Genomic DNA, 13223 nt, shown 5'->3' with positions numbered 1-13223 from the left:
CTAGCACAGATTGAGTGCGTGTTGCGATTCGTTGTTGCTGGGAGGGATGGATGACAGAAGCTCACCTGTCTCCAGCCAGTTGATCAGTATCGACCATTGTTGATTGTCTTTTTTAAATGCAGGTTGTTTCAAGTCGACTACCGCACATCCCGACTCGGCCGCATAAACATAGTTTTGCGACTCTCTCAGAAAGGCCACCAGAGGCACATCCAGATCCTCCAACGACGCTTTAAGCTTCTTGAACGCACGTGTATTGAGGCGCACCCGGTTGGCAACGATACCTATCGGAAGATTGAGCCCCATCTGACGGACCAGGTCACCAAGCTGCTTGAGAAAATCCAAAGTGACATGACAATCGATTCCGGATGGGAGTACAGGCACCACAACCGCTGTTGCCGAGCGCAGCATCTCCATCATTTCCAGACGTTTCATCGATGCGGGGGTATCCACAATGATGCGTTGCGTATCCGGGGGGACCCGTAGGGCAAAGGAACGTGTGACACTTCCTTGAGTGGTCTTGGCGGCAAACACACCACTGATGTCTGGAAATTGGTCTGGACGCAGCTCCAACCAACGCTTGCTGGATCCCTGAGGATCGTAATCGAAGAGTGCTGTCGACGTCCCTGAAGCGGCATAAAAACCCGCCAGATTTGTCGCTATCGTTGTCTTTCCACAGCCTCCCTTGCTGTTGAGGATCAAAAGCCTTTTCATCGCACGGAACCTATTCCTGTGGTCTGATGGGGGAATATTCCTCCTATTGAGGAACAATTACAAGCGGTAACAGACATGAGAGAGAGGCAACTTAAGGGCTTTCCGATACCATTTTGAGTTTACAATGGCTGCCGGGATACCCAATCTGAAAAGAATACCCTGCTCGATCGAGTGCTGTGTCATTTAATGTTCCCTTCCTCAAACAGGCTCATCAGCTGGTTGATCAGATCGGGATGACTGAATTCGCGACCACCCACTGCCTGAAAGGCCAGTTTACCGTCAGGGGCAACCACGAACGTAGTAGGCAACCCCCTCACCTTCCAAGCTGACGGGCTTGAGGAGTCACTGTCGAGCAGGATCGGGAAGCTGGGCGAGGGCTCCACTCTGCCGAGAAAGGGAAAGATGGCATCGACGTCCTCACCGATATTGACAGCCAACACCACGACACCCCGCTCTTTTGTCGCCTGATAGAGCTGTTCCAGAGATGGCATCTCACGCCTGCAGGGGGGGCACCAGGTTGCCCAGAAGTTGACGACGACAACCTTGCCCTTCAGCGATCGTATATCGACTATCTCATCATCCATATCGGGTAATCGCAGATCGGGCGCCGATCGTGATTCCGAGACCGGTATCAGGTCATGGGTCAACGGAGGGAGTTCCGCCTGCGCCGGGGCAAGTCCCAGACACAACCATATTCCCATCCATCTTATGTACTCAGCGGGCACAACGCACATTGTTCAACACACCTTGATAGGGTTGTCCGGCCACTTCCCAGCGGGCCACCAGATCGAATTCACTACCGACCGGGAGTCCGGTAGCGAGCATTCCCTGATTCCAGTCACCTCCGGGCTGATAGGCTTGTTGCGGCGGAAATTGAGCCCATCTGAATGCAATTGTCGCAGATTTCGGGTGTTCATATTCCTCGAAACGACTGAGCCATCCCTCCACGCTCGGCAGAGGCTTGGATTCACCCTCACTCACTACGGACCAATCGGCCAATCTGAAATGAACCACTCCGGGAGCGGTGTCATTTCGTAACACCACACTATAGACACAGGCCTTGGCATAGGCCTCGGTGGCTTCGGCCGACAGTCCGCGATTGAGATAGAAGGCACGGGCCTGATCCGGCAGCATCTGGGTCAACGATAGTGTCACCCCATGTGTGGTTGTCTCCCATGTGACAACACCCGTAACAGGATCGGTCATCCGATTCTGCGCCACCACGCTTCCACTGAAAAGGGGCAAACAGAGCCATAGGATGAAAGCTTGGCCCTTGATTCGCCTCATTTAAAGCTGTGGTGAACCGTCTTGCCGATTTCCGCGGCATTCTGCACGACATGGACACCCAATTCTGCCAGACGCTGCATTTTAGCCTGGGCAGTATCCCCCTCTCCGGAGATAATCGCTCCGGCATGTCCCATTCTGCGCCCCGGCGGTGCCGTCGCACCGGCAATGAAACCGATCAGGGGCTTGTTCAGGTGATCCCTGGCCCAGGCAGCCGCCTCGACCTCTTGGGCGCCACCGATCTCGCCGATCATCAGTACCGCCTCGGTCTCGTCGTCATCGGCAAACTTCTCCAGCAGGGTCAGAAAATCACAACCATTCACAGGATCGCCACCGATACTGACACTGGTTGAGACCCCCAGTCCCAGTTCACTCATCTGCTCCACCGCTTCATAGTTCAGGGTGCCCGAACGAGAAACGATCCCAACACGTCCCTTCGGGTAGATATGGGCCGGCATGATCCCGACCTTACACTCTTCCGGAGTGATCACCCCTGCCGTGTTGGGACCGACGATGATGGCATCGTGACCGATCAGGTAGCGCTTCACCCTGACCATATCCTGCACCGGTACACCGTCGGTGATCACAACGATTACCTTGATCCCCGCTTCGATGGCTTCCATCACGGCATCGGCACTGAAAGGCGGCGGTACAAAGACCACACTGACATCGGCGCCGGCCTGGACTACCGCATCCCTCACGGTATCGAATACCGGCCTGTCGATATGGATTTGACCGCCTTTGCCCGGTGTGACGCCACCCACAACCTGAGTTCCCATCCGGATTGCTTCCTCGGCATGAAACGTGGCATGTTGCCCGGTAAAGCCCTGAAAAATGACTCGTGAATCCTTATTGACGAGGATACTCATGCCGCCACCCCCTGATTGACTGCCTGTACCGACTTTTCCGCGGCATCACTCAACCGGTCGGCATGTATGTAGTCGAGTCCCGAGTTTGCCAGTATCTCTCTGCCCGCTTCCAGGTTGGTGCCTGCCAATCTCACCACGACCGGCACCTCGACCGAGAGCTCCGCCATCGCCTTGACGATACCTTCCGCAATCCAGTCGCAGCGGTTGATTCCGGCATAGATATTCAGCATGACAACCTTGACGTTTGGGTCCTCCAGCACGATACGGAAGGCATTGGCGATCTTCTCCGGTGAAGCGCCACCGCCGACATCGAGAAAATTAGCCGGTTTCCCGCCATACAGACTGATGGCATCCATCGTCGCCATGGCCAGTCCGGCGCCATTGACGATACAGCCGACACTGCCATCCAGGGCAATATAGTTGAGATCATGGCCCGAGGCCTCAACCTCTTTTGGATCCTCCTCATCAAAATCACGAAGATCGGTAATTTCCGAATGCCTGAACAGGGCATTACCATCAAAGGACATTTTTGCGTCCAGGGCCAGAAACTCACCATCTGTGGTCATCACCAGTGGATTGATTTCGACCATCAGGGCATCCTTATCACGAAAGCAGCGATAAAGACTCTTCATGATACGTGCCGCTTTAACAATATTTTTACCACTGAGACCGATGCCGGCGGCCACTTTGCGACACTGAAAATCCTGCAGGCCCACCGCCGGATCGACCACTTCCCGGATCACTTTTTCCGGTGTTGCCCTGGCCACCTCTTCAATCTCCATTCCACCGGCGGCGGAAGCAATCAGGGTAATCCGCTGGCTACCGCGATCGATCACCAGGCCGAGGTAGTATTCCGTATCGATCTGATGAACCTGTTCAACCAATACCCGGTTGACCAAACGCCCGACTTCTCCGGTCTGCCTGGTCACCAGGCGCCTGCCTATCAGGTTCTCAGCATGCTCCTGCACCTCTTCGAGGCTCGTCGCCAGTTGAACACCACCGGCCTTACCCCGACCGCCGGCATGGATCTGCGCCTTGACGACCCAACCGTCACCACCCAGCTGTTCCGCCATTGAGAGGGCCTGGTTGGCCGAATGGGCCATGCGTCCCTCCGGTACGGGTATCTTGTAGCTGCGAAACAGCTCCTTTGTCTGATACTCATGTATGTTCATGCAACGGCCTCCTTGCTGACGGCCTTGCCCTCTATCTGGTTCATCTTTTCAATGATCACCTCGGCCTGGCGAATGGATGCGGCATCGATCATGCGGCCATCGAGACTGACCGCACCCAATCCTTCGGCTGCCGCTTTTTCCATTGCGTCCAAAACTCTTCTTGCCCGTTCGATCTCCTCCTCATCAGGGGAAAAAATCTGATTGGCAAGCGGAACCTGTGAGGGGTGTATGGCCCACTTTCCCTCCCCCCCAAGGGCGGCGAATGATTTTGCCACAGCGAGATAGCCATCAGGATCGCTGATGTCACCGAACGGTCCGTCGATGGGTCTGAGTCCATAGGCGCGACAGGCAACGATCAAGCGCGACATGGCGAAATGCCACTGGTTGCCCAGATAGGTCTTACGCTGTCCCTGGTCATTGGGATCACTGAGCACATGATAGTCGGGATTCACCCCGCCCATACTGATGGTTCTGGCCTGCGTTGAAGCGGCATAATCAGCGACACCGAACACCAGTGCCTCAAGGCGATCGGGACAGCTTTGCGCAATCGCTTCCACATTCGCCATACCCATGGCGGTTTCGATCAAGGCATGCAGATTAATCGGCTTGAATCCCTTCGCCGCCTCAATCTGCTCCAGCAACAGGGCGACAAACTGCAGATCCGACGGTTGACCGACTTTCGGTACCAAGAGGGTATCCAGCTTGTCCCCCGCCTGCTCCACCACATCGACGATATCGCGATAGCAAAAGTGTGAGTCCAAGCCATTGATCCTTACGGATACGGAGCACTTCGACCAATCGAGGCTGTTGAGTGCATGAATGACATTCCGCCGTGCCTGCTCCTTGTCGGAAATGGCGACAGCATCTTCCAAATCGAGAAACACCAGATCAGCTCCGGCATGCGGCGCCTTTTCAATCATCCGCATGTTACTGCCTGGCACAGCCAGTTCGCTCCGATGCAAGCGATTCTTATAGGCCATATGGGAATACCTCCGTGATTGTTGTACTTATCCTGAATCCATAATCCAGTCGGGAGCGCGCACAAGCGTCTGATCAGTTGAGCACTAGAAAATCTCACTCAGCCAAAGTGTTTGGCTATGATTTTTTTATGCTTTACTAATCAACACCTTGTACGTGGATTTCCCTCTGAATCCACGGTTTCAGGTTTTTACTTTTTTATCTATTTCTGCCCGAGTGTGGATAAAGATTTCCACAAACAGGGCAAGTATTTACCACAGGAGGAGAATAAATGACAGATAAAGTTGTTTATACATTCATGTAAATAACTGTTTATCAATGATATTTTATATTACACCCCTAATCAGGCAATGGTTGCCCCGGGGATTAACGATAAGGAATGAGCCGCCCGGTCAACTGGCACTAGGAATCCGGCAGGGGAACCCCCGGGCGGACTGTAATGAAGCGATACGGTACCGAAATCAATCCCTTTTGAGTGTCGATCAAGACTTGGGCTTCCCACTCCATGGCGTCCCAGACACACACAGGTAACATTGCCTGTCCGCTGAAAACGCCATCGGCAACACGGCTCAACTTGGATCGATTGAAGCCCATATTCATATCCACACCACTGAAATCCACTTCGATACTCTTTGCACGGATGCCTGCAAGGTTGACCTGCAGCTGCAGGGGTTTCACAACCGGGATTTCTCTCGGTTCAATGGAGAAGGTGATGCTGCCACCCTCATTCAGTTGGGTCATACAGGCTCCGGCGCGCAGATCGCAAGCCGGATCGACAGCCGTCTTCAGTACCGTATCGGGAAATAGTATCGGCCATGTCTTGTAGAGCGCGACTAGACAGATAGCTGCAAATAGCAACCCCAGGAGAGCCCATAAAAGCGAATTGTGATTGTCGGAGAGCTGCAATTGTCGTTTCCCACCAGGCAGGTTTATATAAGATTTTTTGACCAGAGATATTGATTACATACTCCAAGATACGTAATTCAAATAATTATTATATCGGCCAGTATGCCGAGAAAAATCAAAAGCGGAGTGACCAGGGTGAGTACGACGTTTTTACCCAAATAAGGTATCAATTGTTTGATCTCACCCCTATACGCTCTTATGCCTTTAAAGACTTGATAGGCGAATCCGGCTGTGACCAAACCAATGAGCGCCGTAAAAGGCAGGCGGCCCAGCACCACTCCCATAATAATCATCAGGTAGGCCAGGATACAGAATATCAGGAACAACCATGCACTCTTTTCCGTACTCCAGGCGATGGCAAAGTTGTCGCGACCCACACTGCGGTCAGCATCCACATCGGGTAGCTGGTTGAGAAGCAGTAGATTGTTGACCAGAAAGAATGGAATCATAGACAGCAACAATGCGGTGGAACTGTATTCAGCCGTCAAAGCATAGTAAGTACCGATCACCATCAAAGGCCCGAATCCCAAACCTGGCGCAACCAGTACCAGCACTCTGTTGCGATTGATCCAACTGGTATAGGTAACGATGATCAGCATGCCGAGAACACCTATCGGGACCAGCCCCCAACCTACATGCTGCAGAAGGTATATGCCACAGATCAGGGTTACAAAAAGAGATACCAAGCCGATACCCAGCGCATAGGGCGCCAGGCGGGGCTGAATCACCAAGGTCCCACTGCCGCCACTGAATGGTGTGCGATCCGTCTTGAAGTCGAGTCCCGACTGAAAATCCGTATATTCATTGAGCGCATTGACACTGATATGTGCCATTAAGGCACCCAGCAGCACGACAGCAAACAAGCCCCATGTCACACCGTGTTCACTCAACAGGACGCTAGCCAAACCAAGTGAGACACAGATGGGTGTCAGAATCAGAAAATTGGGTCTGGCAACGCCAATTACGGGAAACGGTATCATCGGTTGTCCTAGGGCCTGTTCTTAAGATATAAGCTGTCGAGCCACACAGACTACTGTAAAACAGTGAAGCAATAAAACCGCAAATATCCCAGGATAGCCGATAATCGCGGCACGAATGAAATCCGATCAACCACTAACCCGGCAACAAGGTTGACCTGGCGAGATCCAGGCCCCAACAGCAGGTCCCTGCCGTTGGGGCCTGATTGCAGGCCTGCGGGGCAATATGTCTGGAACCGACATGTGGTCAGCACTCCCCGGTCGCACACCACACGATCAGAACTTCACCGAACCTCTCAGCCAAACTTCGCGGCCAGGCTCGTTGACCTGGATGGCTTCCGGATTGAAGGGATCCACATTGGCCCTGTTGACGTGATAGGCGAAACGCTTGTCCAACAGGTTGTCGACACCAAAGCGGATTGAGCTGTTGTTCGACAACGCATATCTGCCATGCAGGTCGATCACACCCCAGCCCGGGGTCTCCTGTACGTCCTGTCCACTGCCGTTCTCGAGATCGGCGCGTGTCTGTTTCGCATTTGCCCGCACACTACCCCCCAGCTCCCAATCGCCACTGGCGTAGTCCAGACTGACGGTCGCCTCGAGGGGTGCTATTTGAGCAATGGGTCTGTCGTCAGTGCTGTTATCCGCTCTGACATAGGCCAGGCTCGCACTGGTTTTCAGACTATTGGAGAGACGATACCCTGCTTGCCATTCGACACCGTAGAACTCAGCATCCACATTGCGATAGATATTTGCGGTGCCATTCGCAACCAGGATGCCGTCCTGACCTCTGGCCTTGTCCCTCAGGATATAGTCAGAGACATCGTTGTAATAGAGCGTGATATCGGTATCGAGTCCTGCGTTCTGCCACTTGTAGCCTACTTCAAGCTGATGATGTTTTTCCGCTTCCAGCTCGGGATTACCGACCCAGCTGAAATCCATACCGGTCATCATGTTGCGTGAGAAACTGGCAAGATAGCGTTCTGTCGCATCCGCAGTTCTGACACTGCGGCTGAAACCGGCGAAAAGCGAACCGTCACCCAGCATGTGTTCATAGTGGATAAATCCACCCACATTGTCTTCCGCCTGCTCGTCCGATGTCTCGGCATAGTAGGCAGCATAGAGGTCATTGGGTGTCGGACTCGGGCCCAGATCGGGCTTTTCATCCCCCCGTGAGATCGAGGCATCGACCCGGTCATAGCGTAAACCGAGCTTCAGCAGATTCTCTTCCCCCACCGGCATGGCCAGTTCTGCAAACAACCCTGTCTGTTCAAGTTCTGCGCCTGGCCACATTATCGATTGCAAAGTGGTCGGCTCCGCCATCATCGGCATGCCGGAGAAGCGGTCCGCATCGCGCTCGTTGTTTTGGTAGTCGATACCGATGGTGAGGTTACTGCCGCCCAACATGATATCGCCATAGAGGCGCCCACCCGCGGTGTCCGACGTAGCCGGCACCTCCATGAGCATGGGTGCGCTCAATTCACGCAGCGAGAAGTTGTCCATCAAGTGGTCCACCTGGCTTGAATAGATCTCGGCCTTGATCCCGGCAAAGGGTCCCAAGCCATCGCTCTGCTGGTATTTGAAACGGATGTTGTCGGCATCGCTCTTGGGTGAATCCATACCCGCGCCAGCAAACAGGGTATCGTCTTCCCGGGTCGCCTCGAAATTGAGTTCCAGGCGTTTGTCCTGATCGGGCATATAACCCAATATCAGATTTCCGCTTCGGTTTTCGTAGGCGGAGCGCACCTCGTTGCCGTCACCATCCTCATAATTGTCGGCATCCTTATAACCGAGCACACCCCGTATATAGCCGGTTTCAGAACCCGCGGCGATGTCGGCAGAGAACTCCTTGGTCTTTGAATTGCCCTTGTAACCGGCATCCACCTCGCCCACATAAGACTTGCCATCTTTGAAGCGGGGCGGCTGGCGTTCGAACAGTACCGTACCGCCACTGCCGCCACCGCCGTAGATCACCGTCTGAGAACCTTTGATCACAGTCACACTGTCATAGCTCTCCAAGGCGGAATAGGCTGTCGGTGGATCCATGCGGTTGGGACAACCGCCATGGATGTAGGCGCCGTCGAGGATGATGTTGAGTCGATTTTGGCTCTGACCGCGAATCACCGGATCGATGCCGTGCCCCCCCATACGAATACCTGAAACACCATTGATATCACGCAGAAAATCACCACCATCCGCTGGCAGCCCCTGTGAACTGTCGTCCACCGGTGTCCTGGTCACAGCAGGCGTCGTTTCGGCTTTACCTTCAACATAAATTTCGCCGAGTTTTTCCACCTGCTCTTCAGCATGCAGGCAGGATGTTGCCAACAGGGAGCCGATTGCTAAGGATAGAGCTCTGAGTCGCATCGATTTACCTCATTTTTTAGTTATCAAATCCAGTTGAGGACAGCAAATATCGGTCCATTGAGCTAACAGATTGATTTATAAAATGAAGAAGGAGATCGAACTGGGATTCTTAAGACTAAATCAGGGGATATGACGCACACACTATGGTATATGCCGTAGACGAATCTGGCGCTGACCGGGATATATTTGAAGTCCTGTTTGCACGCTTTATCCCCAATTGCCATGCACAGCCTTCAGGCGCGCACTGACATTTACACTTACAAGATCCATGTTTTTCTCATCTGGTGTAACCTATAAGCTGCATCCATCCGAGGTAACCCAATGCATGATCGTCTGACCCTGGCCGGGGAATTTCAAAAGATGCTGCCCGCAGAGTGCATCATCTATCGCGAGGAGGAGCTGATCCCCTATGAGTGCGATGGCCTCTCCGCCTATCGTAAGGTGCCCTTGATCGTGTTGCTGCCCTATACCGCCGAGCAGGTCGAGGAGATTCTTAGATTCTGCCACCGGCAACAGATTCCCGTGGTGGCTCGGGGAGCGGGCACCGGACTCTCGGGCGGCGCCCTGCCTCACGAAGAGGGCGTATTGCTAAGCCTCGCCAGACTCAACCGGATCCTGGAGATCGACAGCGATAATATGCAGGCGCGGGTGCAGCCCGGAGTACGCAATCTTGCGGTCAGCGAAACGGCCAAACCCTACGGCCTCTACTACGCCCCCGACCCCTCCTCGCAGATCGCCTGTTCCATCGGCGGCAATGTGGCGGAAAATGCCGGTGGTGTGCACTGCCTGAAATATGGCCTGACCCTGCACAATGTATTACAGGTCACCCTCATCACCATCGATGGCGAAAGGATCACCCTGGGCGCCGGCAGCCTCGATGCACCCGGTCTCGACCTGCTGACCCTGATCACCGGCTCGGAAGGGATGCTGGGTGTGGTGGTGGAGGTCCTGGTGAAGCTGCTGCCGATACCTGAGCGGCAACAGGTCGTACTCGCCGCTTTCGATGACATCGAGACCGCGGGCAATGCGGTGGCGCAGGTCATCGCCAAGGGGATTCTCCCCGCCGGACTTGAGATGATGGACAATCTGTCGATTCGCGCCTCGGAGGATTTTGTCCATGCCGGTTATCCCACTGAGGCGGCGGCGATCCTGCTGTGCGAAGTGGATGGTGTGGATGCCGAAGTCTCGGAAGAGATCATGCGGGTCAGAGAGATCCTGAAACAGTCAGGGGCCACTGAAGTAAGGACGGCGATGGACGAGCAGGAACGGATCAGGTTCTGGGCGGGAAGAAAGAATGCCTTCCCCGCCGTGGGACGTCTCTCCCCCGACTACTACTGCATGGACGGCACCATCCCCCGCCATCAATTGGGAAAGGTGTTGAAGATGATCGATGAGATGTCGCAGCGTTACGGGTTGCGCTGCGCCAATGTGTTCCACGCAGGCGATGGCAATCTGCACCCGTTGATCCTCTACGATGCCAACAATCCGGGTGAGTTGGAACAGGCAGAGGCCTTCGGCGGCGAGATACTCGAGCTGTGTGTCGCTGTGGGCGGCACCATCACCGGTGAGCATGGCGTCGGTCTGGAGAAGATCAATCAGATGTGCGCCCAGTTCCGGGATGAAGAGCTGGAGACCTTCCATGCGGTGAAAAGGGTGTTCGACCCCCTTACCCTGCTCAATCCGGGGAAAGCGATTCCAACCTTGAACCGATGTGCCGAATTCGGCGCCATGCATGTACACGCAGGAAAACTGCGTTTCCCCGAACTGGAGCGCTTTTGATGAGCAACGACCGCGACTGCAGTCAATCGCTTCAAACGGCTGTCAAGGATGCCGCCCATGATGTCCGTCCCCTGCAAGTGATGGGGCACGGCAGCAAATCGTTTTATGGTCGTGAGCTGGCCGGAGAGCCCCTGTCGCTTGCGGAACATCGCGGTATCATCAGCTACGAACCCACGGAACTGGTCATCACGGCGCGTGCCGGAACACCCTTGCAGGAGATTGAGGATGCGTTACTGGAAAAGGGACAGATGCTCTCCTTCGAACCACCCCATTTCGATGGCAAAGGCACCATCGGCGGCGCCATCGCTGCAGGGCTCGGTGGTCCGCGTCGTCCCTGGGGCGGATCACCCAGGGATCAGCTGCTGGGTATCAAGCTACTCGACGGAAAGGGCCAGATACTGAAGTTCGGCGGCCAGGTGATGAAAAATGTGGCTGGCTACGATCTCTCGCGCCTGATGGCAGGGGCGATGGGAACCCTGGGTATCCTGCTGGAGGTATCGATCAAGGTATTGCCCAAACCCATGCAAGAATACACCCTCGCTTTCTCGGCGGAGCAGCCCGCGGCCTGGGCACTGCTGCACAAGATGCTGATCGAGGGTGTACCCATCACCGCCACCTACAGCCTTGACAACAATCACAAGGTACGAATTGCCTGCTCCGAGCAGCGTCTGGAGGAGATTCAGACCCGTTACGGACTCGATCCCTGTGACAAGCCCCAAAGCGGATTTTGGCAGGGCCTGCGGGATCAGCAACACGACTACTTCAATCAGCAAAGCCCGCTCTGGCGTCTCTCACTGCCACCTGCGGCAAAGCTCGATATCGAGGGCCGGATACTGTACGAATGGTCCGGTGGTTTACGCTGGCTGGCCACAGACCGGCCTGCGCGGGAGATACGTTCGCTGGTGGAAAAAGAGTCTGGGCATGCCATACTTTTTCGCAATGGAGATCGCAGAGGGGAAATGTTTCATCCGCTCCATCCGCGGATCACCGTCATGCAGAAACAGCTGAAACAGGTTTTTGACCCGGAAGGGATATTCAATCCAGGCAGACACTATGAAGACTACTGAAGAGCCGTGTACCTTCTCATGCCTGTCGGATTACGCAAATATTTCCGCCCTCTATCCAGCCCAATGAGGATTCATGCCCACTCTTCTCAAAACGACCCTCATGTTTACGGTGCTCTGCTGGCTTCACCCTGCACAGGCCTTTTTTTGCATTTCGTTCGGCGGCCACGGAAAGACAAAATCTCATCCTGCATATCGACAACACTATTACCGTCCTCCCCCGCCACTGCTGCTTGCGCCACCAGTCACCAACCAGTCACAGCTTGAAGCGGCACAGCCGCTACCGGCAATCGCTCCTGCAGAGGAAAAGCCGGTAATCATCCAGGGTTACCGCTTCAGACCGCTGCCGCAGGAGTGACAAACCGAGATGCAGACACCGACGGCTTATCGTCAGCAATAGCAATACTGGAGCGCAGTATCCTGAAATCAATCCCTGAATCAGGTGTGCGATAAGCCTGACACCTATTGCTTGGGCTTGGGTCGTGCCGCCTGCATACAGCCCTGCATCTGATCCACCGTGCTGCTTTCAGTGAAGCACTTCTGCATGGAGGTACCGATCATGATCGATCGTTCCAGGAATTTAATCATGTTCTTTTTGGCTTCCGGCGTAAACTTGATGTCCTTCGGGGTTTTCGTCGGTTGTTGCTGTCCCTTCGGCACGCCGGGCACCGGCCCCAACCGTTCTTTTATCTCCTTCTCCATGGCGGTCATGATCTCTGCACACTTCTCGAACGCTGCCTGATCGTTTGCCGTTTCCAGGCAACTCTTGGTCTTCTTCATGGCGGGGATGCTCTTCGCCATCATCGGCAGCATCTTCTCCTTCGACTGTTCAAAGAACTGCTGCTGGTCTATTTGCCCGCCAGGCGGTTGGGCCAGCGCCAGTGACGGCAAGAGCAATAATAATCGGCACCACTTCATGCAAAATCTCCTCACGCTATCTGTCGTTTTCGGATTTGTTATTTCAGATCACGACCATACCGCAATCGAGGTGGTTGAAACAGTCTCGGATCCGGGTGGTGTGGTTTTTTCTGCAGATTCCCGGGCTATCCGTTTCCATTGCGGCGTCTCGCTCCCGCTATCGGTGGTGCGGATTGACCAAGTCAATCATTAACCCTG

General features: G+C 54.5%; 14 protein-coding genes. 3 read left to right on the top strand and 11 right to left on the bottom strand.

What is annotated here, in order from left to right:
• From AB8516_RS00235 to AB8516_RS00195, 9 genes are all read right to left on the bottom strand, one after another.
• Positions 1-711 carry an AAA family ATPase gene (locus AB8516_RS00235; protein WP_369156923.1) on the bottom strand — a complete coding sequence of 237 codons (711 nt, stop codon included), beginning with the start codon at positions 709-711 and terminating at the stop codon, positions 1-3.
• A gap of 179 nt (positions 712-890) precedes the next feature.
• Complete coding sequence (locus tag AB8516_RS00230; RefSeq protein ID WP_369156921.1) at positions 891-1412, bottom strand: TlpA family protein disulfide reductase; 522 nt, start codon at positions 1410-1412, stop codon at positions 891-893.
• A 13-nt stretch (positions 1413-1425) separates the two neighbouring features.
• Complete coding sequence (locus AB8516_RS00225; RefSeq protein ID WP_369156919.1) at positions 1426-1917, bottom strand: hypothetical protein; 492 nt, start codon at positions 1915-1917, stop codon at positions 1426-1428.
• Between the two features lie 77 nt (positions 1918-1994).
• Complete coding sequence (sucD, locus tag AB8516_RS00220; protein WP_108294396.1) at positions 1995-2864, bottom strand: succinate--CoA ligase subunit alpha; 870 nt, start codon at positions 2862-2864, stop codon at positions 1995-1997.
• On the bottom strand, positions 2861-4036 hold the full coding sequence (gene sucC / locus AB8516_RS00215; RefSeq protein ID WP_108294394.1) for an ADP-forming succinate--CoA ligase subunit beta: 1176 nt from the start codon (positions 4034-4036) through the stop codon (positions 2861-2863). Before sucC ends, sucD begins: the two co-directional genes overlap by 4 nt.
• On the bottom strand, positions 4033-5016 hold the full coding sequence (locus tag AB8516_RS00210) for a CoA ester lyase (RefSeq protein WP_369156916.1): 984 nt from the start codon (positions 5014-5016) through the stop codon (positions 4033-4035). The genes sucC and AB8516_RS00210 overlap by 4 nt, the downstream gene beginning before the upstream one ends.
• Before the next feature lie 400 nt (positions 5017-5416).
• Positions 5417-5920, bottom strand: coding sequence for a hypothetical protein (locus tag AB8516_RS00205; RefSeq protein ID WP_369156914.1), 504 nt, complete (start codon positions 5918-5920; stop codon positions 5417-5419).
• 77 nt (positions 5921-5997) lie between these two features.
• On the bottom strand, positions 5998-6900 hold the full coding sequence (locus tag AB8516_RS00200) for a prenyltransferase (RefSeq protein ID WP_369156912.1): 903 nt from the start codon (positions 6898-6900) through the stop codon (positions 5998-6000).
• A 273-nt stretch (positions 6901-7173) separates the two neighbouring features.
• Positions 7174-9264, bottom strand: a complete 2091-nt coding sequence (locus AB8516_RS00195) for a TonB-dependent copper receptor (protein ID WP_369156909.1) — start codon at positions 9262-9264, stop codon at positions 7174-7176.
• Between the two features lie 321 nt (positions 9265-9585).
• Between AB8516_RS00195 and AB8516_RS00190 the strand changes: the two genes are divergently transcribed.
• From AB8516_RS00190 to AB8516_RS00180, 3 genes are all read left to right on the top strand, one after another.
• Positions 9586-11043: an FAD-linked oxidase C-terminal domain-containing protein gene (locus tag AB8516_RS00190; RefSeq protein WP_369156907.1), complete on the top strand. Its 1458-nt coding sequence runs from the start codon at positions 9586-9588 to the stop codon at positions 11041-11043.
• Entirely contained in the window at positions 11043-12110 is a 1068-nt protein-coding gene (gene glcE, locus AB8516_RS00185; RefSeq protein ID WP_369156905.1) for a glycolate oxidase subunit GlcE, read from the top strand. Before AB8516_RS00190 ends, glcE begins: the two co-directional genes overlap by 1 nt.
• A 73-nt stretch (positions 12111-12183) precedes the next feature.
• Complete coding sequence (locus tag AB8516_RS00180; protein WP_369156903.1) at positions 12184-12465, top strand: hypothetical protein; 282 nt, start codon at positions 12184-12186, stop codon at positions 12463-12465.
• Between the two features lie 104 nt (positions 12466-12569).
• Here the strand turns inward: AB8516_RS00180 and AB8516_RS00175 are convergent, their stop codons facing one another.
• Both AB8516_RS00175 and AB8516_RS00170 read right to left on the bottom strand, forming a co-directional pair.
• Positions 12570-13025: a hypothetical protein gene (locus AB8516_RS00175; RefSeq protein ID WP_369156901.1), complete on the bottom strand. Its 456-nt coding sequence runs from the start codon at positions 13023-13025 to the stop codon at positions 12570-12572.
• A 48-nt stretch (positions 13026-13073) separates the two neighbouring features.
• Entirely contained in the window at positions 13074-13211 is a 138-nt protein-coding gene (locus AB8516_RS00170; RefSeq protein ID WP_369156899.1) for a hypothetical protein, read from the bottom strand.
• Between the last annotated feature and the right edge of the window lie 12 nt (positions 13212-13223).

It is taken from the genome of Candidatus Thiodiazotropha sp. LNASS1, assembly GCF_964212655.1.
Lineage (GTDB): Bacteria > Pseudomonadota > Gammaproteobacteria > Chromatiales > Chromatiaceae > Thiodiazotropha.
This window is presented reverse-complemented; position numbering and strand designations above follow the sequence as displayed.